This window comes from Staphylococcus sp. AtHG25, from assembly GCF_003217445.1.
Classification (GTDB): domain Bacteria; phylum Bacillota; class Bacilli; order Staphylococcales; family Staphylococcaceae; genus Staphylococcus; species Staphylococcus haemolyticus.
In genome coordinates, this window is the sequence record NZ_QJSN01000003.1 from 62,677 (window position 1) to 86,674 (window position 23,998).

Annotated in this window: 26 protein-coding genes; 5 read left to right on the forward strand and 21 right to left on the reverse strand. The window is 32.4% G+C overall.

Going from position 1 to position 23,998, the window contains the following annotated elements; translation table 11 throughout:
* Positions 1-23: 23 nt before the first annotated feature.
* Both BDW31_RS03270 and BDW31_RS03275 read right to left on the reverse strand, forming a co-directional pair.
* Entirely contained in the window at positions 24-3,206 is a 3,183-nt protein-coding gene (locus BDW31_RS03270; protein WP_110709155.1) for an efflux RND transporter permease subunit, read from the reverse strand.
* 138 nt (positions 3,207-3,344) lie between these two features.
* Positions 3,345-4,604 (reverse strand): lipid II:glycine glycyltransferase FemX, encoded by a 1,260-nt coding sequence (locus BDW31_RS03275; RefSeq protein ID WP_053024997.1) that lies wholly within the window; start codon positions 4,602-4,604, stop codon positions 3,345-3,347.
* 163 nt (positions 4,605-4,767) lie between these two features.
* On the opposite strand from BDW31_RS03275, the gene BDW31_RS12865 reads away from it, so the two are divergent.
* Complete coding sequence (locus BDW31_RS12865) at positions 4,768-5,019, forward strand: hypothetical protein (protein WP_080365854.1); 252 nt, start codon at positions 4,768-4,770, stop codon at positions 5,017-5,019.
* Here BDW31_RS12865 and BDW31_RS03285 read toward each other — a convergent pair.
* A complete protein-coding gene (locus BDW31_RS03285; RefSeq protein ID WP_110709157.1) occupies positions 5,016-5,777 on the reverse strand; it encodes a VOC family protein in 762 nt (253 codons plus the stop codon). The two genes, BDW31_RS12865 and BDW31_RS03285, sit on opposite strands and share 4 nt — an antisense overlap.
* Before the next feature lie 176 nt (positions 5,778-5,953).
* Here BDW31_RS03285 and BDW31_RS03290 point away from each other — a divergent pair, with 176 nt between their 5' ends.
* Both BDW31_RS03290 and BDW31_RS03295 read left to right on the forward strand, forming a co-directional pair.
* Positions 5,954-6,391, forward strand: coding sequence for a MarR family winged helix-turn-helix transcriptional regulator (locus BDW31_RS03290; RefSeq protein ID WP_053024995.1), 438 nt, complete (start codon positions 5,954-5,956; stop codon positions 6,389-6,391).
* Positions 6,388-7,593, forward strand: a complete 1,206-nt coding sequence (locus tag BDW31_RS03295) for an MFS transporter (RefSeq protein WP_053024994.1) — start codon at positions 6,388-6,390, stop codon at positions 7,591-7,593. The genes BDW31_RS03290 and BDW31_RS03295 overlap by 4 nt, the downstream gene beginning before the upstream one ends.
* A 55-nt stretch (positions 7,594-7,648) precedes the next feature.
* On the opposite strand, the gene BDW31_RS03300 is transcribed toward BDW31_RS03295, so the two are convergent.
* The 7 genes from BDW31_RS03300 to BDW31_RS03330 form a co-directional block, all read right to left on the reverse strand.
* Positions 7,649-8,002, reverse strand: coding sequence for a SarA family transcriptional regulator (locus BDW31_RS03300; protein ID WP_011275108.1), 354 nt, complete (start codon positions 8,000-8,002; stop codon positions 7,649-7,651).
* 301 nt (positions 8,003-8,303) lie between these two features.
* Positions 8,304-9,326 (reverse strand): GTP 3',8-cyclase MoaA, encoded by a 1,023-nt coding sequence (moaA, locus tag BDW31_RS03305; RefSeq protein ID WP_053024993.1) that lies wholly within the window; start codon positions 9,324-9,326, stop codon positions 8,304-8,306.
* A gap of 13 nt (positions 9,327-9,339) precedes the next feature.
* Entirely contained in the window at positions 9,340-9,945 is a 606-nt protein-coding gene (gene mobA / locus BDW31_RS03310; RefSeq protein ID WP_053024992.1) for a molybdenum cofactor guanylyltransferase MobA, read from the reverse strand.
* 6 nt (positions 9,946-9,951) lie between these two features.
* Positions 9,952-10,185: a molybdopterin converting factor subunit 1 gene (moaD, locus tag BDW31_RS03315; RefSeq protein ID WP_053024991.1), complete on the reverse strand. Its 234-nt coding sequence runs from the start codon at positions 10,183-10,185 to the stop codon at positions 9,952-9,954.
* Between the two features lies 1 nt (position 10,186).
* Positions 10,187-10,636 (reverse strand): molybdenum cofactor biosynthesis protein MoaE, encoded by a 450-nt coding sequence (locus tag BDW31_RS03320; protein WP_053024990.1) that lies wholly within the window; start codon positions 10,634-10,636, stop codon positions 10,187-10,189.
* Positions 10,637-10,642: 6 nt separating this feature from the next.
* Complete coding sequence (mobB, locus tag BDW31_RS03325) at positions 10,643-11,113, reverse strand: molybdopterin-guanine dinucleotide biosynthesis protein B (protein ID WP_053024989.1); 471 nt, start codon at positions 11,111-11,113, stop codon at positions 10,643-10,645.
* A complete protein-coding gene (locus tag BDW31_RS03330; RefSeq protein ID WP_053024988.1) occupies positions 11,110-12,369 on the reverse strand; it encodes a molybdopterin molybdotransferase MoeA in 1,260 nt (419 codons plus the stop codon). Before BDW31_RS03330 ends, mobB begins: the two co-directional genes overlap by 4 nt.
* Positions 12,370-12,431: 62 nt before the next feature.
* On the opposite strand from BDW31_RS03330, the gene moaC reads away from it, so the two are divergent.
* Positions 12,432-12,914, forward strand: a complete 483-nt coding sequence (gene moaC, locus BDW31_RS03335; protein WP_011275101.1) for a cyclic pyranopterin monophosphate synthase MoaC — start codon at positions 12,432-12,434, stop codon at positions 12,912-12,914.
* A 107-nt stretch (positions 12,915-13,021) separates the two neighbouring features.
* Here the strand turns inward: moaC and BDW31_RS03340 are convergent, their stop codons facing one another.
* The 5 genes from BDW31_RS03340 to modA form a co-directional block, all read right to left on the reverse strand.
* A complete protein-coding gene (locus BDW31_RS03340; protein ID WP_053024987.1) occupies positions 13,022-13,528 on the reverse strand; it encodes a MogA/MoaB family molybdenum cofactor biosynthesis protein in 507 nt (168 codons plus the stop codon).
* An 11-nt stretch (positions 13,529-13,539) separates the two neighbouring features.
* Positions 13,540-14,544 (reverse strand): ThiF family adenylyltransferase, encoded by a 1,005-nt coding sequence (locus tag BDW31_RS03345; protein WP_110709159.1) that lies wholly within the window; start codon positions 14,542-14,544, stop codon positions 13,540-13,542.
* A 211-nt stretch (positions 14,545-14,755) separates the two neighbouring features.
* Entirely contained in the window at positions 14,756-15,361 is a 606-nt protein-coding gene (locus BDW31_RS03350) for an ATP-binding cassette domain-containing protein (protein ID WP_053024985.1), read from the reverse strand.
* Positions 15,362-16,033, reverse strand: a complete 672-nt coding sequence (gene modB / locus BDW31_RS03355; RefSeq protein WP_037549822.1) for a molybdate ABC transporter permease subunit — start codon at positions 16,031-16,033, stop codon at positions 15,362-15,364.
* A gap of 12 nt (positions 16,034-16,045) precedes the next feature.
* On the reverse strand, positions 16,046-16,840 hold the full coding sequence (gene modA / locus BDW31_RS03360; RefSeq protein WP_053024984.1) for a molybdate ABC transporter substrate-binding protein: 795 nt from the start codon (positions 16,838-16,840) through the stop codon (positions 16,046-16,048).
* 201 nt (positions 16,841-17,041) lie between these two features.
* On the opposite strand from modA, the gene fdhD reads away from it, so the two are divergent.
* The gene (gene fdhD, locus BDW31_RS03365; protein ID WP_053024983.1) at positions 17,042-17,836 is read left to right on the forward strand and encodes a formate dehydrogenase accessory sulfurtransferase FdhD; all 795 of its coding nucleotides are present in this window, start codon (positions 17,042-17,044) and stop codon (positions 17,834-17,836) included.
* Positions 17,837-17,871: 35 nt separating this feature from the next.
* Here the strand turns inward: fdhD and BDW31_RS03370 are convergent, their stop codons facing one another.
* The 6 genes from BDW31_RS03370 to BDW31_RS03395 form a co-directional block, all read right to left on the reverse strand.
* Positions 17,872-18,636, reverse strand: coding sequence for a GNAT family N-acetyltransferase (locus BDW31_RS03370; protein WP_053024982.1), 765 nt, complete (start codon positions 18,634-18,636; stop codon positions 17,872-17,874).
* 34 nt (positions 18,637-18,670) lie between these two features.
* Positions 18,671-19,219: a biotin transporter BioY gene (locus tag BDW31_RS03375; RefSeq protein WP_053024981.1), complete on the reverse strand. Its 549-nt coding sequence runs from the start codon at positions 19,217-19,219 to the stop codon at positions 18,671-18,673.
* 68 nt (positions 19,220-19,287) lie between these two features.
* Positions 19,288-20,235 (reverse strand): nucleoside hydrolase, encoded by a 948-nt coding sequence (locus BDW31_RS03380; RefSeq protein WP_053024980.1) that lies wholly within the window; start codon positions 20,233-20,235, stop codon positions 19,288-19,290.
* A 107-nt stretch (positions 20,236-20,342) separates the two neighbouring features.
* The gene (locus BDW31_RS03385; RefSeq protein WP_053024979.1) at positions 20,343-21,260 is read right to left on the reverse strand and encodes an ABC transporter substrate-binding protein; all 918 of its coding nucleotides are present in this window, start codon (positions 21,258-21,260) and stop codon (positions 20,343-20,345) included.
* Between the two features lie 696 nt (positions 21,261-21,956).
* A complete protein-coding gene (locus BDW31_RS03390) occupies positions 21,957-23,099 on the reverse strand; it encodes an acyl-CoA dehydrogenase family protein (RefSeq protein ID WP_180529103.1) in 1,143 nt (380 codons plus the stop codon).
* Between the two features lie 160 nt (positions 23,100-23,259).
* Complete coding sequence (locus BDW31_RS03395; RefSeq protein WP_037549844.1) at positions 23,260-23,604, reverse strand: transcriptional regulator, SarA/Rot family; 345 nt, start codon at positions 23,602-23,604, stop codon at positions 23,260-23,262.
* Positions 23,605-23,998 lie beyond the last annotated feature (394 nt).

The following is a 23,998-nucleotide window of genomic DNA, read 5'->3' on the forward strand; positions in this document are numbered from 1 at the left end:
TTAATGTCCCAGGCTTTTGTTCTTTATTTTCTTGTTAACCTACCTTTAAGTGTAAAGAGAATTTCGTAAATTACGGGAACAACAATTAATGTAAGTAGTGTAGATGAAATCAATCCTCCGATTACAGTTGCTGCCATACCTTTTGAAATTAATATTGAACTATCTTGTCCAAATAATAAAGGCAATAATGCACCAATTGTTGCAATGGCAGTCATAAGAATTGGTCTAATACGAGTGCTTCCCGCTTCTAACAATGCCTCCTTCATTGGCATACCTTCATGTTCATTTGTTATCACACGATCAATTAACACTATGGCATTGGTTACTACGATACCAATTAACATTAACATTCCAATTAAACTTGGAACAGATATTGTTTCACCTGTAATCAATAATGCTAATACGACACCAATAATAGTAAATGGTAGTGAGAATAGTATTGTGAAAGGTGCTAAGCCACCTTTAAATGTGATGACTAATACTAAATATACGATAACAATAGCGACTAACATGGCGAATGCCAATTGAGTCATTGCTTGATTAATGTCATCAGTAGCACCACCCACATTAATTTTAACGTTGTCTGGTTTATCTATATTATTGATTTTATTCATTACCTTACTAGATACACCACCTACGTCTGAATCAGTAATTTTACCGGAAACAGTTGTTGCGTAGTCACCATCTTCTTGAACTAATTTACTTGGCGTAGTTGTACGTTCTAGTTCGGCTATATCTTTAAGTTTTACCGTTTCGCCTGTTGGGGATTTTAATTCCATATTATTTAATTTATTTCGAGACCAATCCGTCTGCTTGTTTTGTTTTACTTTAACATCGACTTTATTGTCATTTTCTTTAACTGTAGTAATCGTCTTTTCAGGCAAATTCTCATTTAAATTTAATGCTAATTGTCCTGCAGAAATACCTTTCTCTGTTGCTTTATTTTGATCTACTTTAATTTCATATTGATCATAGGTTTGCGATAAATCTGATTTTACATTGGTGATCCCGTTTACTGATTTCATCTTTTGCTCTACTTTAGCAACTGTATCTTTAATTGCATTCGTAGATGGCCCTTTGACTGTAACTTCAACTAAATCATTACCAGAACCATTTTCCATGTCTTGATTTTTCCATTCACCTGGTTGATTCATTTTTGATAAATGGGAGATAACTTTATCAGGCTCTTCTTCAAAGTTAGGTGTATCTTTGTCATATTCAACCATAATAGCCATACTATTCGTACTACCAGTTGGGTCTGCTGGTGAAGGACCTCCCACGGAATATTGAACTGTTTTTACTTTATCCTTGGATTGTAAATATTTTTGTGCTTGCTTTGCATGATCTAAAACAGCTTTTTCAGTTTCACCGGGTTTAGGTGTATAGGTTACAGCTAAGAATTTGTCATCACCTGTTGAAATATAGCTTGTACCTAATTTTGCACCACCTAACGCAATGCTTCCTACTAGAATAACGACACTAATAATTAAGACAATCCATTTATGATTTAATGACCAGTTTAAAATTTTACGATAACTCTTGCTTACAACACCTAGTCCTCTATCATTCTGATGTTGTGAATTACGTTTTAACTTAATACCTTTTTTGAAAAATGTAGAAGCCAATGCTGGCACCACAGTAATGGATACAAGTAAAGATGCTAATAAACTAAATGCAATTGCTAATGCGAAAGGTCTAAACATTTCACCAACTGAACCTGACACAAATGCTAGTGGTAAGAATACAATTATAGTAACAATTGTAGAAGATAAAATCGGTTTAAATACTTCTCTTGTTGCACTAATGACTAAATTGTTGCCAGATAATTCTTCTTTAGGATCTGATAATCTTCGATAAATATTCTCTACAACAACAATTGAGTCATCTATCACACGACCGATAGCAATTGTTAATGCACCTAATGTCAAAATGTTTAGCGATACATCACTTAATTTTAATGCGATAAGTGCTATTAAAATCGAAAGCGGAATGGAAACAATTGAGATAGCCGTTGTTCTAATATTTCTCAAGAATAATAAGATAACTATAATTGCGACAATCGTTCCTAAAGCTGCTTTTTCAACCATTGTATATAATGAATCTTCAATTGGTTTAGCAGTATCCATGGTTTTCGTAGCTTTTATGTCATCAGTATTTTTTACAAATTCATCAATTTTCTTTTGAGCTTCTTTAGCAACTTGAACTGTGTTGGCATCTTGTGCTTTCATAATTTGTACATTAACTGCATCTTTACCGTTCGTCTTAGAAATTGACTCACGTTCATCTCCTACAGTTATTGTTGCTAAATCACTTAATGGGACGCTAGGCATTTCTCCACTTGAAGCTTGAGATTGATTAGTCATTTGAGATTGAGAACTTGAAGATGATGTATTATCTCCAGTACTACTCATCTCACTACTTGATTGATCATCACTACTGCCTGATTGACTCTGGCCACTTATTGTTAATGGGATTTCTAAGTCTTTGAGTGCTTTAACAGATTTAAATTGACCATCAACTACTAAAGATTTTTCATTTTTTCCAAATTGAAATAATCCTAGAGGTGTTTCACGAGTTGCTGCTTTTATGTAATTTTCTACGTCATCAGCTGTTAGTCCCGCTTCATCTAATTTGTTTTGTTTAAATTTCAATGTAACTTGTCTCGTTGTTTGACCATTAAGTTGAGCATTCTGAACGCCATCAACGGTTTGTAATTTAGGAATAAGTTGGTCATTAATTTCTTTTGTTGTGGTTTTTAAGTCATCATTTTTATTAGTAAATGAATAAGCTACAATTGGGAATGCATCCATAGAATTTCGTGTTAATTCTGGCTCACTAACCCCATCTTTAAAGTCTAATTTATCTATTTCTTTCTTTAATACTTCTTCAGCTTTATCCATGTCTGTACCGTTATTATATTCAACAGTTACAATTGATGCATTTTGTATCGACTGTGTCTCTACACTTTTAACATATGCTAGAGATCGTACTTGGTTATCAATTTTAGAACTAATCTCATCTTGGGTTGTTTGAGGTGTAGCACCTGGCATTGTTGTTTGTACAGATATAACTGGATTTTCGACATCTGGAAGTAATTCTAATTTTAATTTAGCACTAGAATATACGCCTCCTAAAATTACTAAAACAACCATTAAGAAAATTGCGAATTTATTTCCCAATGAGAACGTTAACATCTTCTTTATCACTTATTTACTTCCCCCATTCTTTTTCTTTTAAAAAGCTATAATTTTTTTATTTTTTAATTATTCCTATTATCCTAAAAAAATCTGAACGTCACAATGATTATTGTGGAATCGTTCAGATTTAAATTTAATCGTTAATGACTATTTGCCTTTTAATTTACGAGAAATTTTAATTTTAGCTTTTGTTAATCGCGGTTTAACTTGTTCAATTAATTGATAAAGGGGTTGATTTAAGACATAGTCAAATTCGCCTATCTTTTCACTTAAATAAGTGCCCCAGACACGTTTGAATGCCCATAAACCGTAGTGTTCAGAGTCTTTATCTGGATTATTATCAGTTCCACCAAAATCATATGTTTTAGCGCCATGTTCACGCGCAAACTTCATCATCTCATATTGCATATGATGGTTAGGCAAGAAGTCACGGTAATCATTCGATGAAGCACCATATAAATAATATGATTTAGATCCTGCAAACATTAACAATGCACCAGATAAATAAATTCCATTAGGATGTTTTGCTAATAAGTCAGTCATGTCGTCTTTTCTTTCAATAGATTTTTGAATTTTAGCTTCGACATCGTTTAATTTATTTTTAGTCTTGTTACTTTGCTTTCTCTCATATTTATTTTGAAGTTGTGTTTTTTCGTTTTCAAGTTCCTCAAGTTCATTATCAATATCATCTAAGACAGGTTTTGGTTCTAATTTCACAAGGAATAATTCAGCATCGCCATCTTCATGAAGTGAATCATAAATATTTTGGAAATAGCTTAAATCACGTGTTAAAAAGCCGTCACGTTCTCCTGTTATTTTCATTAATTCAGCGAAATTTTTAAGCCCTTCTCGATTTGAACGTTCAACTTTAGTACCACGTTTCAATGAGAGTCTTACTTTAGAACGATTACGGCGCTCAAAACTTTGGAACATTTCCTCATCTGATTTATCTATTGGCGTAATCATTGTCATACGTGGTTGAATATAGTCTTTAGACAACCCTTCTTTGAAACTTTTATGTTTGAAACCTAGCGCATTTAAATTTTTAAGTGCATCTATGCCTTTATCAACTTCTACATCTGGATCAATTTTAATAGCATAGGCTTTTTCTGCTTTAGCTACTTTTTTAGTTTCTTCTAATAACTGTTCCAATGCAGCTTTATCACTATAATCCGTTACGAAACCACGAGAAACGTAACATAGCGTGAATGGTAGTTTAGGTATCTTTTTAAATAATAATTGACCTACACCTTTAATCTCACCATCTTCGCCCACTGCCACACGCTTTGAATACCATCCTGTTAGGCGTTTAGTTTCTGCCCATTTTGTTAACTGTAATAAATCACCATTAGGATGAGCTTTCACAAACGCATCATGCTCTTGGTTAGTGATATTCATCTTTTCCATGCTATAAAAACTCCTTTTTCTTTACATTAATTATAATTATACAATGTCATGTTTTGAGTGTCGACAAACTCGCCGTGCAATTAAAATATTATTTCTAGTTTTAAATTTTTGATATAATATATAAACTTAAAATTTTAAATTAGTCTTTAAAAAGAGGTTTAACATGCGATATTTATTATTAATACTATTTATTTTGTTTAACGCGATAGCTATTGTTGTCACTATGACTCAACCTTTAACAGTTTCATATTTTAGTTTAAGAGTAATGTTCGTTGGATTGTCATTCGTCTTAACTATCTTTTTCTTGCTTTTAAGGAAGTCTAAAGTAACTACATATCTCAGCATATTATCTCTAATACTTTCAATCGTTCATATGTCACTAATCGCCCATAGTACTTATATTTATCTATACTAATCTTCAGGCTCGAATCGATATTTTGCACCTTTCGTAATAATTGAGTATGGTGCAGTTGTTTCTGTATCTTTAAATATAATCGTGTTATAGCCTGACGTTTTACCATCTTGAATACGGTAAATAATATGGTCTACCGTTAATTGTACATCTGTATAATTATCTCCTTCTTCAAGGATAGTCACATCGAACCATTTTTTCCATTTAGATAGTGTTTTAGAGCGTTTTTCACTATCAATAATTATTTTATGGATTTTAAATTGTTTTTGGAAAAGAGTGTCTAATTTCTGATTATGCACTTCTTCCCTTTCCTCCCATTCTATGAAAAATGGAGGCTTTACCATGTAATCAGGGTCTGCAATGTAAAGTAATTTCCAATTTACTTTATCACCTTTTTTATTCTCTCTATGCATTTCGACTGGTCCAATCGTATCAATGTTGCGTTCTTCTAAAGATTGTTTTATTAATTCAATATTTGATGTTCTTAATGCAATTGTTTTAAACCCTTGTTTGTAGTGATCTTGAACGATTTTAGTCGCAAAAGCAACACGACCTTCTTCTGTTTTAGCCTCTTTATTTAATTTTTCTTTATCTTCTACATCTATCAATTCTATGTAATTTTCATTAATATATGATAAACGATTGAATGTTCCAAATTTGTGATGTTTGCCACCAGAACTAATTTTCAGAATTTCTCCTGGATATTTAAAATTTTTAAGATTGTCTACATAATGAATAATATGGTCAAATCTGAATTCCATTGATCGTATTCCCCTTTAATTGTTCGACTTGCATCTATCTTATCAAACTTCTTGTATTATTACTTCTTTTATTCACATAACTTATTGATTTAGTATTGCATTTTTTAGAAAAAGGTCATATAATATTTTTCGTCTCAAAATAGTTAGCAAAGCTAACTTATTGGAAGGAGTCTATTATGTTAACAAATGAATTTTTTAACAGTTTCATCGGTTTATACCGACCATATATGAAACGAACGCAATCGATACTCGACCAATTTGATTTACATCCTGGTCAATGGTTGATCTTAAGAGATATTGCCAGTACCTCTCCAACGACCTTAGTTCATATTTCTAAACGTCGTTTTATAGAAAAACCCACTACACGTAAAATTATTAAAGTGTTATATGATAAAGAGTTATTAATTGTAGAACCAAGTAAGGAAGATAAACGTGAGAAGTTACTAAGTCTCTCTGATAAAGGTCAAATATTATATGAAGACGTTTATCGTAAGATATTACCAGTTCAGCGTGAGCTTATTAAAAATGCTGGATTATCTGACGTAGAACTTGAAAATGTTATTTCAGTAATGAACAAACTTCATCATGCATTCTTAGAGGAGGAATCAGAATGACTCAGAATAAGAATGTAAAGCAGCCTATTTTCACGAAAAGTTTTACAGTCAATTTCTCAATCAATTTTTTCGTTTATTTATGTATGTATCTTTTATTAGTAATTATTGCTGATTATTGTAAGACTACTTATCACGCCTCAGATAGTTTAGCTGGATTAGTAGTAGGATTATTTATTATCGGTTCTTTAATAGGTAGATTTGGAACTGGTAAATATGTAAATAAATTTGGTCCAAAAAAAATATTAATTACTGGATTATTATTGCTTGTGATTACACAATTACTTTACTTTATCCCTGGATCAATCACATTCTTAATGTTCGTACGTCTAATTAACGGGATTGCGACTGCTATAGCTACTACTGCAACTGGTACTATTGCAGCACATGTCACACCTGTTGAGCGTAAGAGTGAAGGTATTAGTCTATTTTCACTTAGTTTAGTACTTGGTACAGCTATAGGCCCATTCTTCGGTATCTTATTATTAAAATCATTCTCTATCAATTTACTATTTGCTATATGTGTAGTTTTAGGTGTGATCAGTTTAATAATTTCACTATTTATTAAAATTGATTTTGATGCTGTTCTTAATAAAACAGATGCTAAAATTGCTAAAGCATCAGGCTTTAATATACACAACTTCATTGCAAAAGAAGCAGTACCAGTATCAATAGTTATGATGATTATTGCACTGAACTATGCTTCTATACTGACTTTCTTGAAATTTTTTGCTGAACAACGTCATTTATTAGAAGCATCTAGTTACTTCTTTATTTGTTACGCGATCGCTTCTTTAATTACACGTCCAATTGCAGGTCAAATGATTGATGCACGTACTGAAAATGTTGTCGTTTATCCTGCATTTATCGCACTTATCATTACTTTTGTAGTATTAGTATTCAGTTATAGTGGATGGATGTTATTACTAGCTGGTGTCTTCTTAGGTATTGGTTATGGTAATTTATCATCATCTATGCAGGCTATTGCCATTAAAGTGTCACCTACTAATAAATATGGGATTGCAACTTCAACTTACTTTATTGGTCTAGATATAGGTATAGGATTTGGTCCATCTTTATTAGGCTTATTCACAGGTTTCATTAGTTATACAGAAGTTTATATCATAATGGCTATCGTCGCTGCACTTAGCACCGTACTTTACTTTATTGTTCATGGAAGAAAAGTAAAAACACAATTAAATTAATATCTAGAAAGCGCTAGAAAATATGTCAATATTTCCCAGCGCTTTTTATAATCTATTAATTAGCAATACTAATTGCTTCAATTTCAGATTTCATTTTATCAAGTAATTTCTGTTGCGTTGCATTAAAGAAATAAAATACTTGTCGTTCATCAGTTTCAGATCGTAATTTAGAAATAAGTTCTTTCTTATAAATTTTACGTATTATTACATCTATTTTACTTGTATCCCACAACATCTCGAAATGTAATGTGTCACGTAACTCCTTACCACTAATTTTCTTACCTTCATAAACTTTAAATAACACTACAAATTCCTCTATTGAGATTTTGTACGATGATTTTAACCAATGTTTCAACTGGCTTAATTCTCTTTCTGCTGCAATAAAACGTTGTACTTTTTCTGTTGTCATAATTAAAGCCCTCCAATGTAGATTCTAAGATGTAGTTATAGCTTTATAAATTGAATTTCCTTAATAAAATTATATAACATATACACAATTTAATCTATTACAAATTTTATTTATTTTCCGATTAATATTTAATACAAATTCAGTTATTCATATACTCAATGCTATTATGATAATCATATTCTTTAATCATAGGTATTACATTCAATAATGATTTACTTTAAATTTAAACTATTAATTGAATATATTTTCCAAAAATAAAAAACTCTAGCAATAGTCGTAAACCATTGCTAGAGAAGTATATCTAACCACCTATGTAGTTCATATTAATTTTTTTGCGTTGTCTATTTTTAACCGTTTGCTCTGTACGTTCATCTGAATAACGATCATCTCGAACATTCCATAAGCTTATAAGTTGTTCTCTTAATTCGTCATCAGTTACGCCTGATCGTATAAATGATTTAATATTAAAGCCCTCAACAGTACTGAATAAACATCCGTAAAATTTACCATCAGATGATAATCGTGCTCTCGTGCAAGTAGAACAAAATGATGCTGACACACTTGTAATTAAACCAAATTGAGCGCCATTATCTTTGTGCTTATAGTACTTCGCTACTTCTCCGAAATATTTTGGGGGTACTGGTTCAATATCAAAATGAGACTCAATCATATCTAGCATCTCATTTTTAGTTACAACTTTACTAAAATCCCACCCATTATCATTACCTACATCCATGAACTCGATAAATCTGATTTCAATATTCTTATCTTTAAAGTAATCTACCATTGGAATAATTTGATCATCATTAATACCTTTTTGAATGACAACGTTTACTTTAACATGGAAACCAATAGAAACGGCGTAATCAATTTGATCTAAAATGGTAGTTGCTTTGATATTGCGATTATTTATCGCTTGGAACACTTCATTATCTATGGCATCTAAACTAACATTAATGCGACGCAAACCGGCATCGTATACTTTTTGTCCATGTTTTTTTAATAATAGACCATTAGTGGTCATACCGATATCTTCAATACCATCAATTTGATTTAACTCAGCTATAAGTTGATATAAATTTCGTCTAAGTAGTGGTTCGCCACCAGTTATACGTAACTTCTTCACACCAAGTTCTGCATACACTTTCGCGATTCTAACCATTTCTTCAAACGTTAATAACTCATCTTTAGGTAGGAATACATAGTCATCACCGAAGATTTCTTTAGGCATGCAATAGTCACATCTAAAATTGCAACGGTCTGTTACTGAGATACGCAAATCGCGAATGGGTCGACCTAATTTATCTTTGATTTGTGCAACCATAAATGGACCCTCCTTAATGATTTATCTGTTGTTTCAAGTCATCTAAATCTTCTTGATAGTTGATATTCTTATACCAATATTCAGGTGATTGTATGTTAGTAACATCTAAACATTCCGTCGTCACATTGTTATAAACATGTCGTAAACTATAATCATTCGAAGCTAAAGCTTCATCCATAACGTTTATACAATTTGGATGATAAAAGGCTATAGTTGGTATAACTCGATCATGTTCAGAATAAGCAGCTATATCAATTTGATCTTCTATGAGTCTTGATACTAAAAATTGGTATAAAGCACTAATAGCCTTACCTGTTACCATAGGGGTATCAACAGATATTACAAAAAACAGTTCTTCATCGTTGTATTGTTTCATTACAGTATGAATACCAGCAAGTGGACCTTTATCTTTATTGTTAGCGTCATCTATAATAACATTGTCATGTTTAAATTGATTAGCTAATTGATCATTGGTGCTTATAATAATATCATTAAACATATTAGTTTCTTGTAAGGTTTGAACAATTCGTTGGTAAAATAATTGTCCATCTATTTCGGCAAATGCCTTTGCCTTACCAAAACGTTCTGAATGACCACCTGCTAAAATAATTGCTTTCATTTCCCGTTAACCTCCACTTACTGGAGGAATCAATGCAACAATGTCTGTTGGTTGTATGATATCCTCATCCTGTACAAATTCTTCATTTACTGCAACCTGAAACTTTTTAGATTTAATTGAAGGATGTCTTTCAAACAGATATTGATTAAAAGCATCAACGTTAATTGCTTCATTAATATCAATTGTTTCACTATCAGTTTGCAAAATTTCTTTTATTTCAGCGAAGTATAATACCTTCACGTTAGTCCTCTCCTTTAGTAGCTAGATCGTGGCTACCTCTTTGATGTCCTTGCCACTCTGCACCGTCTTCCCAAATTTCCTTTTTCCAGATTGGAACGACTTCTTTAATACGTTCAATAGCATATTCGTTAGCTCTATATGCATCTTTACGATGGGGTGATGAAACTGCAATTAACACCGCTATATCTGAAATTTGAAGTGGCCCAATGCGATGAACAATTGTTGTAATCGTCCCTGGCCAACGCGTTTTTATCTCATCGCCTATTTGTGCTAATTTTTTCTCTGCCATAGGTACATATGCTTCGTATTCTAGATATTCTGTTTTAATACCTTTAGTCCATTCTCTTACATGTCCTGTAAATACAACTACAGCACCTTGGTGTTCATTTATAGTAAATTCTCGATACTGTTCTGTTTGGATGGGTTTAGTAACGATTTCAAATTGTTTCATTTAATGTCAATCCCTTTGCTCTATCCATTGTAATAACCAATAATCATATTGTGATAACGCGTGTTTATCATGAACATAATAACAATATTTAACACCAGTTAATTGCTTTAACTGTTCTAATTCTTCAGTAGTCTGATAGACGACCACTTTATCAAAATGTTCATCTTTAAACCCTTCAACCAAAATGATATTACAATCAATTGTAACAGATTGGTCAATCATTTGAGTAAGATTTTGTTTATATGCACGCGTGACAGTTTGTTGATAGTGTTCACCTTGCACAATACTTTGATCTGCTCCAGCATTAAAATGTTTCATATGATCTACATGGTCTTCTTGAAGCGTTATATCATCACCAATGTGGCCATGATGCTTGATTGTGACTATTGTGTAACCATAAGATTTTAAAAATTGTATCGTATGTTGCATCAAGGTTGTTTTTCCTGAATTTTTAAAACCAACTATTTGCAAAATCATAGTGTCATTTCCGTTTCATAGACATTCGATTCAGTTAAAATAACATTAACTGTATGACCTGCTTTAAATCCTCTAGTGCCCCCTGGCAACATAATCATTGAATTGCTATGTGCAATTGCTACTACTGCACCAGATTTATTAAATCCTGATGGCACTACTGTCGCACCACTCTGTGAAAATGTAGCAGATGCTCGAATAAAACGAGTAAAGGGATTCGTCTTAGTAAAATCTTCCATTAAAGTAGCTTTAACAACTTGAGGGTAATAGGCAGTTGCCCCCATCATATGTCGAATCGCAGGTTTGACAAATAATTCAAATCCAGTGAAACAAGCTGATGGATTACCTGATAAACCAAACAAATATTGCCCATTTGCAACAGCTACGGTTGTTACACTACCTGGTCTCATTGCAACTTTATTAAATAACACCTCTGCATTTACAGCTTTGTAAATTTCAGGTAGATAGTCAAAATCTCCAACAGAAACGCCACCCGTAGTAATTACGATGTCATGTTTTGACATGGCATCTTTGACAACTGAAATACTACTTTGCAAATCATCTTGTTGAATTTTATATGCTTCAACGTTTAATCCAGCTTTTGCAGATAGTGCTTTGATCATTGGACCATTTGAATTGCGTATTTTACCTGGTTGTAATTCATCATCCACATCTAATAGTTCACTACCAGTTGCAATGACTGCAATACTTGGGCGTTGTGTCACAGGAACTTTAGAGTAACCATATGTTGCTAGAACGGCTATTGCACCTGGATTAATGATTTGACCTTTTTTCAAGACAATATCACCTGTTGTTGTTTCTTCACCCTTAAGAGATACATTTTCATTTGCTTCAAATGACTTACGTATTGTAAACGTATCTCCATCCTCAACTGTTTGTTCAAACATGACTACTGCATCTGCACCTTCTGGAATTTGGGCTCCTGTCATAATACGTACTGCTTCATTTTGACCTAGTATTTTATCTGAAACTGAACCTGCGCCTATATGATCAATCACTTTAAATTGTTTACGATTTTCTGAGTATGCACCAGCAGAATCTTTACTTCGAATAGCAAACCCGTCATAAGGTGATTTATTAAAACGAGGAATATCATAAGTTGCAACAATATCCTCCGCAAGTACATATCCTAAGCTATCTTCTAACATCACTTCTGTAGTATTCAAATATATATCCTGTTGAACAACACGATTTATCGCTTCTTTAACTGGTATTGCGTTTCTTTTTTCAACTGACATACTTATCATCTCCAAATTATAATTTAAAATCATGATATACTAACCCTATCAGGAGGGTTATTATGTCAAAATTCACTCATATCAATGAACAAGGTAATGCTAAAATGGTAGATGTATCAAATAAAAATATTACTAAACGTACTGCTCAAGCTCATTCTAGCATTACTGTTAATGAAACAATTTATCAACAAATTATAGATAATACTAATAAAAAAGGCAATGTACTTAACACTGCACAAATTGCCGGTATTATGGCAGCTAAAAACACATCGACGATTATACCTATGTGTCATCCTCTACCTTTAACAGGTATAGATGTTCAATTTAACTGGCAAATTAATGATAATACTACATACACATTAAATATCACGGCTATTGTCTCCACTACAGGAAAAACAGGCGTTGAGATGGAGGCATTAACAGCCGCTTCTGCAACTGCTTTAACTGTTTACGATATGACCAAGGCAGTCGATAAAGGTATGATTATCGGTGAGACTTACCTTGAATCAAAATCAGGTGGCAAATCAGGTGACTATCGTCGTTAAGTTATTTCGAGCGCTCATATAATGTTTCAATTTAAATAATAAAGTCATGGATGCAAAACTTCAATTAGGGAAACCTATCATTTAAGTTTAAATCCATGACTATTTTTTTATTTATTCAATTCATGCAACATATGGTTTAATTCTGGCTTGATTAACTTTTCAATAGCCAATTTCACAGCTCCAGTAGATCCTGGTAGAGTATAAATTAATTTGTTCTTCACTGAACCAGCGACTGCTCTTGATAACAATGCTTTAGTTCCGACATCCTCTGTGTAACTTAAATATCTGAATAATTCTCCAAAACCTTCGATTTCTTTATCCAAAAGTGGCTTAACCGCTTCTATCGTAACATCTCTTTGTGCAATGCCAGTTCCACCAGTTATAATTATGACATCAATATCAGATGCCAACCATTGTTCAATTTGAGATTGAATAGCTACTTTATCATCTTTGACAATAGCATAGTTTGAATTTAATACTTCGACATTGATATCTTGTATTAAAGTTTGTACAAGTTGACCACCTTTATCCGTCTCTTTATCCCTAGTATCAGATACAGTTAAAACTGCACATTGAATCATTCTATCTACTTTCGCGTGATCATGTTGATGCATTAATTCCACTCCTATCCGAATAATTGATTGATTAAATGAATGGCATCTAACGTCTTCGTAGTACCATGTATAAGCATTCGTCCACCCTCAAAACTAACAATTCGATGTCCTTTATATTCAAACATTATCATATATTTATTTTCTCGATAATTAAGGTGATGTTGCTTAAGAAATTCACGTACCATTTCCTGGGAAATTTTATCATTATCATATTGTACTGTATCTCTACCACATAACGTTGCATATAATGTATGCTGTTTATTTAAATAAGGAAAGGAAGGATTTGAACCACATGTTGGACACTCTTTTCTAAACATACGGCTAAAACCAAATGTAAAATGTTGACCATCCCATATATCTCCATAAGTTAATTTAGTAGGCACTGATTGCTCAGTTAATAATTTAAAGGCATCTCGCAATTGAAAACTTGTAGTCATCGTAACAGCAGGTTGTATAACACCTACAGTGTCACAAGTTAAATTAATTGCTGGTAGTTGAGGCATTAAACAGTTAAAACAAGGTGTCTCTCCTGGAATAAATGCTGCTTCTATATAAGTACTCTGCACGACACCACCATATATCCAAGGTATATTCTCTTTAAAAGAAAAGTCATTAATTAATTGTCTTGTTTCAAAATTATCTGTCGCATCAATAATAAGATCTATATGTTTAGCATACTTATCTAAAAAATAATAATCGACATGTGTAATAAAAGTTTTTAGTTTCAAGTCATGGCGCAATGCTTTTAAATGGCATTCCGCTGCTACAACTTTAGGCAACATAGTATTAGCATCTTCTTCAGTAAATAATGTTTGTCGTTGTAAATTGCTAAATTCAATATAATCTCTATCTACAATTGAAAGTGTTTTGATTCCCGCACGAACGAGACCCTCAGCAACATGGGTTCCTAACGCTCCCATACCAACAATGAGTACATGTTTTTGACTAATTTTCTGTTGTCCTTCGTGTCCTATTCCTTTAAACAAAGTTTGTCTAGAATAACGTTCACTCGTCATTTTCATTGCCCTCTCTAGTTAATATCCATTTCTATCATTATATCGAACAAAGCGGGAGTGGTACAGAATTCAATATGAATTCATCGGCCACACCCGCAATGTTGACTAGATTTAATAATAGTCTATTATAAGCATCTTGTTAACTTAGATAATAATCATAATTCTACTATAACGCTAAAATTTTATAATTTTCATCCCAATCTATCTTTAATTAACCTATCTTAATAATTTTATCAGCCAATACTTCAGCTTCAAAATTAGAATGTGTGACAAAGATGATTGGTATTTTCCATTCTTTAAAAATACGTTTAATTAACTTTATTCCTTCATCTCTCGTTGCATCATCTAGACTTGAAAATGGCTCATCTAATAAAATCAAGTCTGGCTTTGTACTTAGTGTTCGAGCTAAAGCAACACGTTGAGATTCTCCACCAGAAAGTGTCGATGGATATTGCTCTTTTAGATAATGAATATTTAGACGATCCATTAAATCATCTATATGGACAGATGGTTTAGACATAAAAGTTATATTTTTGTAAACTGTCATATTAGGAAACAATTGGTAATCTTGGAATAAATAGCCAATTTTGCGATTTTGTATTTTCAGATTGACTTTATGCTCAGTATCAGTAATAAGTCTGTCATTGACTTTGATATAGGCTTTATCTGGTGTTCTTAAACCTGCTATCATATTTAGCACTGTGGTTTTACCTATTCCAGAAGGCCCTCGGATTGCGTAAATTTTAGGGACTGTATCGTTAATGTTAATATCAATACATGTCTTTTTTAATTGATATTGAAGCTTTAACTCTAACATCTACTCTACCTCCCTATATTTATCTTTATTCGCAAAATTCAATACACCAATTACCGTAATTGAAAATGCGACTAACACAAGCACCCATAACCAAGCTTGATTTTCTCTACCTTGTTCAACTAAGAAATAAATTTCAAGTGGTAACGTGTTAGTTTTATTGGGTATATAGCCTGCAACCATTAATGTTGCACCGAATTCACCTATAGCACGTGCAAAACTCATCATTATACCCGCTATAATTGAACGTTTAGATAGCGGTAAAATTAGACGATAGAATATTTTATTCTCACTTGCCCCCATGATGCGAGCAGTATTTAGCATTTTCGGGTTAATACTTCTAAATCCTTGAATAGTGTGTTGATACATTAACGGAAAACTAACAATGACAGATGCAATTACTGCACCTGTCATTGTGAATACTACTGGAAGATGTAGTATGTTTTCAAAAAATTGTCCTACAACACTTCTAGGAGAAAATATTATAAGTAAAATAAACCCTAGCACCGTAGGAGGTAGAACAATGGGTAATAATATAAAACTTTCAAGGAGTTTAGTAAGATGCCCTTTTCCTTTATAAAGCAAACGGCAAACAAAGATACCTAGTACTGATACAATAATGGTACTTATGACAGCCACTTGAATCGAAATCCAAAAAGGTGTAATGTCAGGCATACTTATTACCTCCTAAATTTCAAAATGATATTCTTTCAAGATATCTTTTGCTTTTTTAGATTTTAAGAAGTCCATCCACTCTTTTGCAAGTTTCTTATCTGAAGTAGCACCTGCTTCGTAAGTGATTGGTTTTTTAAGTTCAGCTTCTTTAATTTCGTTTACTTTATCTGTTTTCTTTTTATCAGTATATAAATCAGTTTCATAAACAAAGCCCATTTCAGCGTTGCCTTTTTCAACATAATTTAATACTTGTTTAACATCTTTAGCGTAAACTAAATTATCTTTAACTTCACCGTATAAACCTTGATCTTCTATGTACTGTTTCGCATATTTACCTGCTGGAACTGTTTTAACTTCACCAATCGCTAATTTTTCATTATCTTTTAAATCTTTAACTGATGATTTATCGCTATTTTTATCTCCGACTAAGACAAGTTTGTTATGAGCGTATTTATATATATCTTGTGCTTTGTCTTTGTCTTTTAACATATCAACATCTTTAGTATTTGCAGACATGAATACGTCAGCTGGAGCACCTTTTTCGATCTGTTGTCTTAATGCGCCTGAACCACCATAGTTAAAGCTTACATCAACATTTTTATGATCTTTTTTAAATTCTTTTTCTAATGCTTTACTAACATCACCTAAGCTCGCTGCTGCCGAAATTTGTAATTCTTGTTTTTTGTCATTATCTTTTTTACTAGAATCAGATGATTTATTGCCACTATCATTACTACCAGAATTTGAACATCCTGCTAAAATAATTACTAAAGTAGCAATCACTGCCATGAAATGTTTAATATTCATTTCTTAATCCCTTCCTTTTATACATTCAATTATACGCTATTCTTAATCTTTTGAAAGGTATAAATTATAAAAATTCACCTAATATCCATATTATTAAATACATTTAATATACTATTAATTATTTATATGTAATTTAAATCTTTTCAAATTGTGACTAAAAGTTTTAATATAGAATTACATATCCTTAAAGGAGAAATATAAATGAACAAAGATGTGTTACAGGGGCAATCTATTATCCGCTATGAAGATGGACAATTAATAAATACAACAGATAGTTATGTTACAGAATTTCCATTGACTATCAATGTAAACGGTACGGAATTCGCAACGGTTATTTGTAGCCCGACACATATGGAAGAACTTGTAATTGGATTTTTAGCCTCAGAGGGAGCTATTTATAAAAAAGAAGAAATAAAATCATTACAAATAGATGATAGCAAAGGCTTTGCACATGTAGAGTTAACTAAAGATTTAGGCGATCGCTTTGAATACTCTACTAAACGCATGATTGCATCTTGTTGCGGAAAAAGTAGAGAATTTTACTTTCACAATGATGCGGCAATAGCTAAAACCTCAATGTCAAAAATAACATTAACTCCTAAACAAGTACTCAATATGATGACTGGATTACAAACTGCAAGTACATTATTTAAACAAACTGGTGGGTTGCACAATGCCGCCATTAGCGATGGTAATGAATTTTTCGAACATAGACAAGATATTGGTCGCCATAATGCTCTAGATAAACTATATGGGTTTTGTCTTGAAAGACGTATTCCTGTAAGAAATAAGGTGCTTATTTTTAGTGGACGTATTTCATCTGAAATATTATTAAAGGCGGCTAAAATAGGTGTAGGCGTTATATTATCTAAATCCGCACCTACGACTTTAGCTATTACATTAGCCAATGATTTAAATATTACTGCTATTGGCTTTATTAGAGATGGAAGTTTTAATGTTTATAGTCACCCTGAACGTATTAAAGCCACAGAGTAGTTGGAATAATTAGTTTAAACTACTCTGTGGCTTATTTAATTAACTTCTTCTTTAACTATGTGGTAAACAAAACTTTGATACGTATAACCTTGTTTTAAATACATATCTTTTGCTGTATCTTCTCCATCAGCTACAAGTATAACTGGTCGTTCATTTGCTAAGTTACCTATGTATGCTTGTATTGTTGATCCAATACCTTGTCTTTGAAATTGCGCAATTACACCAAAACTATCAATTTCAATAGTTTCGTCAGTAATAATAACATCAACAGTCCCTACTGGTTCATTTTCAACATAAGCAACTAATCGTTTTTTATTGTCTTTTTTTTGTAGGATGGTTTGTCTTACATTATTAACACTTTCAATAGCAAATGGTTTACCATAAGGCAATGCAAATGAATAATAGATATTCAAATAATCTTCTATATTGCTTTCATCAACTTCTTTAATGTCTACATCATTTCTACTAGTTAACTGTGTTAATTCAGTTCCTTCTATAATATAGAATTCAAGTATGCCTAATTGAAAACCTCTATCTTTAATTGCATTTATCCACTCCTGGCTTAATCTTTCATTCTCTGGAAAAGTAAACGCTAAGTGATTTGAATCCTGTTTTTGATGCAGTTCATATTGAGAGGTCATATCCTTGAACCACTGATCTAATGTCGGCATTTCTTTATAAAACCACTTATTCGTATCATACTTAAGCGGTTCTAAAGGTGTTAAATAAATAATTTTCTGCTTATCTTCATGATATAAATGCCCATCTTGCGCAATATTATGTATTGATATATTTGACATAGCTATATTCACCCACTCTATTAGCTTGATAAATTTATTGTATCAAACTTTTAAACCGTGAATGATTTAAAAGAGTTACACCAATTAAACTTGCAATAATGGCTTTAATAATATCTCCAGGTATAAATGTAAATGACAATAAGAATGCTTTGCTTGCATGGATATTTATAATGAAGCCCATAATAATCGTACCCACGATATCTAAGAATAATACACCAATAACTAAAGTAGCGACTAATAATATCGCAAAGTTAATTTTATTAAAGTATCGGTCTCTCACTAATCCTATACCAAATGCAACTACTGGATATAAGAATAAGAATCCGGCTGATGGTCCCGCAAATACTCCGATTCCTCCACGTCCACCAGATAGAACTGGTAAACCTGCAGCAGCTAATAGTAAAAAGACGATGATACTCAGTGTCCCATATTTTTTACCTAGAATAATACCCGCTAAAAATATGCCTATATTTTGTAAAACAATAGGTACTGGCATAATTGGAAGCGGGATTCCTGGTACCAATCCTAAAACACAAATAATTGCTGTCATTAAAGCTGTGTAAACTAAATTTCTTGTATTCATGTTGTATCCTCCTTCTACGAAAATGATTATACCACTAATGTAAACTTTATAAAATATAAAGTTTACATTTAAGAAGGAGAATCTACTTTTTTAGCTAAATCAGTAATATAATTAAAGAAGTCATCATGCTTAACATCAGTGACAACTTTTATAGAACGCCCACTTTCTTTAATAAATGTACGTCCTTGACTAGGCCCTTTAAATTCTACATCTACATTCAATGATTTATATTGAACTAAATCAGGTTTCCCTATATAAGCAGTGGTTAAGACATCCCATAAGAAGTATGTAGAATTTGTAATAAAGTGTGTCAAAGGCGGTACTGCAGCATAGCTAACACCTAAAAAATCTACACCTGGATATTGACGTTCATCAGCCCACATTTGTCGAATGTCTAATGTTAACGGAACTTGATTGGTGCTTTCTAAAGCTACCATATCTATCGCTATTTCACTATCAAATACTGTCTTAACCGCATCCGGATCCCAAAACGCATTCCACTCAGCTGTACCATCATGTTCAGGCTCTTCTACGTTACCTTTTTCGAGAAACGTTCCGCCCATCCAAACTAATTTTTCAATATTATTTTGAATGCTAGGTTCAATTTTAAGCGCTTTAGCCAAATCTGTTAGTGGTCCAGTAAATAGTAAAGTTACAGGTTCACTTGATTGACTTAATACTCTCATAATGTCCTCATACGCTTCTATATCACTGATGGTAGACTGTTCATTGGTAGTTGATTCATTTAATATGGGTAACGCATCCATAAAGAATGCATGCATTCTCCATTCTTTTGGAAAAGGATTAACCCCACGTTCATAGGACGGCGCAACCTGTAAAGAATTATTAGAAAATCGATTTATAATTTTACATGAAGCGCTGACTGAAGGTTCTAAATAAGAATCTGCTCCTATAGTACTAACACCTACTAATTCGATATCATCCATTTGTAATAATAAAAACAAAGATATTAAATCATCTACTCCACCATCGTGATTAAAATATACTTTACGCAAAAAGATTCCTCCTTACATACATTTGTAAATTTAAAAAAGCTACGACTACATTATATGTAATCATAGCTTAAATATCATAAATAATTGATTATAGTTTTTATATTTTATTATTTACTAGCTTTAAGTAACTTGTCTTTTAAATTTTTTCTCATAAAGTCAAGCGTATAAGGGTCATTATACCAGTATGTTTCAGCTTTAACTTCAATAACGTTATTATTTTTCACTGCAGGTAAATTTTTCCATATATTAGTTGTTTCATAACTTGGTTTAGATTTACCTTCACCAGTTGATACGATATAATCACCAGCTACGTCTTCAATTTTTTCTTGGCTTACTTCAGCCCAACCTTCTTTCTTAACTAAATCTTGTTGGCCTTTAGGCATTTTTAAATCAAAGGCTTGATATAATACTTCGCCACCACGACCCCAGTTGTCGCCGTAAGTGTAAACTTTTTTATCAAATTCATCTAAGATAGAAACTGTTGAATCTTTACCAATTGCATCTTTGATTTCTTTTCCATCTTTTTCAGTTTGTTTCTTCCATTTGTCTTCCCATTTTTTAACTTCGTCTTCTTTACCCATAATCTTACCTAGCATTTCTTGTTGTTCTAAATATTTATGTTTTCCATAATCAACTACAATTGTTGGGGCAATTTTTTGATATTTTTTAATATTTTTATCAGTAGAGTAAGCAATAATTAAATCAGGTTTTTTCTTAGCAACTTTCTCAACGTCAGCTTCACCAATTTTAGTCGTGTCTTTAAATTTATTTTTTAAAATTGGACTTTGATCAACTTGATTATTTACTGCAACAATATTTGCGCCTAATTTATGTAAACCACCCGCAAAAGTAGGTGCTACTACCGCAATACGTTTAGGATCTTTAGGGATTTTTATAGTTTTACCACTATCTAATTTATATGATTTTGTTTCTTCTTTTGAATCGGATTTACCTGAACCACCATTATTACCACATGCAGCTAAAACGATGATTAGAACAAGTAAAGGTAAAATTAACTTTTTCATAACATCCTCCTATTGAAAACGATTATCAATTTCATCAAAAATTATATCCTACTACCTCTTTATTTAAAATAAAAATTTTAATAATTTGTGAAATTAAAAAGAGGCTGAGACAAAATAAAATGTCTCAGCCTACTTTATCATTTTGTCAGTAGCTGACTGATTTGAAAATGCGCTTGAATCAAGCTTTTTTCAAACCTAGTCATCCTTGCCTGGTAGGCGGGGCCCTAACAAAGAGAATCTCTTAAAGAAATTCTACAAGCTAAGCAAGTTGGAGTTCGGGGCCCCAGCAAAGAGAATTTCCTAAAGAAATTCTACAAGCTAAGCAAGCTGGGGTTCGGGGCCCCAGCAAAGAGAATTTCCTAAAGAAATTCTACAAGCTAAGCAAGCTGGGGTTCGGGGCCCCAGCAAAGAGAATTTCTTAAAGAAATTCTACAAGCTAAGCAAGTTGGGGTTCGGGGCCCCAGCAAAGAGAATTTCCTAAAGAAATTCTACAAGCTAAGCAAACTGGGGTTCGGGCCCCAGCAAAGAGAATTTCCTAAAGAAATTCTACAAGTTAAGCAAGCTGGGGTTCGGGCCCCAGCAAAGAGAATTTCCTAAAGAAATTCTACAAGTTAAGCAAGCTGGGAATACAACGAAATAAATTTTGAGAAAATATTATTTCTGTCCCACTCCCTAAAATCTATAGTTATTATACTCTTAAAATAAATTACATAAAGATTTCGCTATATTAGTGTATGCTGCATCTTCCATTGGTGGATTGTGTAATCCAGCTCTCATATCTCGATAATAGCGTTGTAACGGACGATCCATTTCCAGACTTTTTGCACCAACAATTCTCATCGCTAAATCAACAACTTCTAACCCTTGGTTCATCACTAGCACTTTACTAGCAGATGTTTCATTCCATAAGTGTGGTTGATTTTCTGAATAATTATATCCTTTTGCGGTACTCCATAAAAAGTGACGTGCTGATAATAGTAAAGACTCCAATTTCCCAATGTTTTGTTGTACAGTTGGTAAATGACTAATAGTTCCTTCTATACTATTTGGACCATAACTCGTCGCAAAGTCTATGGCATAATTTCTTGCCGCCTGTGCAATTCCTAAATATGTACTTGGAATATGTAATATCCAGCCATTCGGTTGTGGCTTTCTTTTTGACTCTACGAAAAAGTCTATAGGTATCCATACATCATTCAATACTAAATCGTGACTTTCTGTAGCTCTCATACCTACCATATTCCAATTATCTGCAATTTCTACACCATCAAATTCTCTTGGTACTAAGAAGAAACCTACTTCCTGTAAATCATCTACATATGCAGCTACAATATAATGGGTCAATGCTTTACTCATTGATGTATACGTTTTAACACCATTTAATAAGTAACCGTCACCTTGTTTTACTGCATGTGTCGCAGGTCTGCCTCCGCGAGTTGGGCTCCCTGTATCCGCTTCACTTACCGCTCGATTAACAAGAGCTCCATTTTCGATATCTTTTGCAAAGCGATTAAGCATGTCCTGCTTCCACATCGTTTGTTCATATATTTGACCTATAACACTTAAATGCCAACCAATAGATAATGCTGTTGCACCGTCAATAGCACCTAAATATGTTTGCAAAACAACCATATCTTCAATAGTGGCACCTTCTCCACCATATTCTACAGGTAGCGTTAGTAAGCTATAACCTTCTTTAACTAGCCATTCAATATTCTCATAAGGGAACCTAGATTGTTTATCATTCCCTGTTGCTCTTGCTTTAAACGTCTCTTCTATTGATTGAAATTTTTTTATCCATTTCTTTTGAATATCTGTATTAATCAGAACTGAATCGATCAATTATATCACCTGTTCATTGTCATTATTATTTAAACCTAGTTTATCACTCGACATTACAAATTGAAAGTTAACCACTTAAGGGATTATAAACACAAAAAGACTTAAGTCAATGAGATTAAATCTCTCAAAACTTAAGTCTTTTATGAATAAACGTTGATTACTTAATGTACTTCTCTAATTCAGCAATCAGTTTATTAATTTTGTCTCGTTGTTCATCTGTTACATAAACAATAACTATTCTTTCATCTTGTATGCTACGTTTTTTTGAAAGTAACTGTAAATCTTTTAACTTCTGTAATGCTTTAGTTAAGTAATAAGGTTTAAACTCTGAATACGTTGCAATTTCCTTTGAAGTTATTTCATTCGTTTTACTTCTTGCAATATAATTTAAAATATAAACCTCTTCATAATTTAAATTATATTTCTTTTTAGTATCTTTGAAGAACTTTTTAACTTGAAATGTTGCGTTAACTAAATCATTGATGTCTTTAATTTGTCCCATATTCTAAACCACTCCTCTGATGTACGTCTTGTTGCTACAAGGTTCATGTCTACTATTTATTACTTACCAAACATTTCTTATGCTATAAAAATTATTTTATAACATTTATGTATAATATTTCAATATTTTTATGAAATCCAAATGATATTAATTATCAATAACAAGTTGCATCAATTAAATTATATATAATCAATTAGTCACTATAGGTATTCATTTGGAGATAAAAAAGAGGACTGAGACAGAATTCTTTATAAAAATTCGTCGTCCCAACCCTACAAGAATGACCAGAATTGAGGAAAGTATGATTTAAGTGTCTTCTCATCTCAGTCAACTACTGCAAATTTGCAAAATAGCAACATTATATTATTTATGTTACAGACTCACATGTTTTTTA

What these genes read in the sequence shown, in the direction of transcription:
- moaA (WP_053024993.1), bottom strand. Translation starts at nt 9,326, where the DNA reads ATGGTTGCACAAATCAAAGATAAATTAGGTCGACCCATTCGCGATTTG.
- BDW31_RS03345 (WP_110709159.1), bottom strand. Translation starts at nt 14,544, where the DNA reads ATGACGAGTGAACGTTATTCTAGACAAACTTTGTTTAAAGGAATAGGA.
- BDW31_RS03370 (WP_053024982.1), bottom strand. Translation starts at nt 18,636, where the DNA reads ATGTCAAATATATCAATACATAATATTGCGCAAGATGGGCATTTATAT.
- BDW31_RS03300 (WP_011275108.1), bottom strand. Translation starts at nt 8,002, where the DNA reads ATGACAACAGAAAAAGTACAACGTTTTATTGCAGCAGAAAGAGAATTA.
- BDW31_RS12865 (WP_080365854.1), top strand. Translation starts at nt 4,768, where the DNA reads ATGCGATATTTATTATTAATACTATTTATTTTGTTTAACGCGATAGCT.
- BDW31_RS03330 (WP_053024988.1), bottom strand. Translation starts at nt 12,369, where the DNA reads ATGTCAGTTGAAAAAAGAAACGCAATACCAGTTAAAGAAGCGATAAAT.
- BDW31_RS03295 (WP_053024994.1), top strand. Translation starts at nt 6,388, where the DNA reads ATGACTCAGAATAAGAATGTAAAGCAGCCTATTTTCACGAAAAGTTTT.
- BDW31_RS03340 (WP_053024987.1), bottom strand. Translation starts at nt 13,528, where the DNA reads ATGCATCAACATGATCACGCGAAAGTAGATAGAATGATTCAATGTGCA.
- BDW31_RS03350 (WP_053024985.1), bottom strand. Translation starts at nt 15,361, where the DNA reads ATGTTAGAGTTAAAGCTTCAATATCAATTAAAAAAGACATGTATTGAT.
- modA (WP_053024984.1), bottom strand. Translation starts at nt 16,840, where the DNA reads ATGAATATTAAACATTTCATGGCAGTGATTGCTACTTTAGTAATTATT.
- mobA (WP_053024992.1), bottom strand. Translation starts at nt 9,945, where the DNA reads ATGAAAGCAATTATTTTAGCAGGTGGTCATTCAGAACGTTTTGGTAAG.
- mobB (WP_053024989.1), bottom strand. Translation starts at nt 11,113, where the DNA reads ATGATTTTGCAAATAGTTGGTTTTAAAAATTCAGGAAAAACAACCTTG.
- moaC (WP_011275101.1), top strand. Translation starts at nt 12,432, where the DNA reads ATGTCAAAATTCACTCATATCAATGAACAAGGTAATGCTAAAATGGTA.
- modB (WP_037549822.1), bottom strand. Translation starts at nt 16,033, where the DNA reads ATGCCTGACATTACACCTTTTTGGATTTCGATTCAAGTGGCTGTCATA.
- BDW31_RS03385 (WP_053024979.1), bottom strand. Translation starts at nt 21,260, where the DNA reads ATGAAAAAGTTAATTTTACCTTTACTTGTTCTAATCATCGTTTTAGCT.
- BDW31_RS03290 (WP_053024995.1), top strand. Translation starts at nt 5,954, where the DNA reads ATGTTAACAAATGAATTTTTTAACAGTTTCATCGGTTTATACCGACCA.
- BDW31_RS03395 (WP_037549844.1), bottom strand. Translation starts at nt 23,604, where the DNA reads ATGGGACAAATTAAAGACATCAATGATTTAGTTAACGCAACATTTCAA.
- fdhD (WP_053024983.1), top strand. Translation starts at nt 17,042, where the DNA reads ATGAACAAAGATGTGTTACAGGGGCAATCTATTATCCGCTATGAAGAT.
- BDW31_RS03375 (WP_053024981.1), bottom strand. Translation starts at nt 19,219, where the DNA reads ATGAATACAAGAAATTTAGTTTACACAGCTTTAATGACAGCAATTATT.
- BDW31_RS03275 (WP_053024997.1), bottom strand. Translation starts at nt 4,604, where the DNA reads ATGGAAAAGATGAATATCACTAACCAAGAGCATGATGCGTTTGTGAAA.
- BDW31_RS03285 (WP_110709157.1), bottom strand. Translation starts at nt 5,777, where the DNA reads ATGGAATTCAGATTTGACCATATTATTCATTATGTAGACAATCTTAAA.
- BDW31_RS03320 (WP_053024990.1), bottom strand. Translation starts at nt 10,636, where the DNA reads ATGAAACAATTTGAAATCGTTACTAAACCCATCCAAACAGAACAGTAT.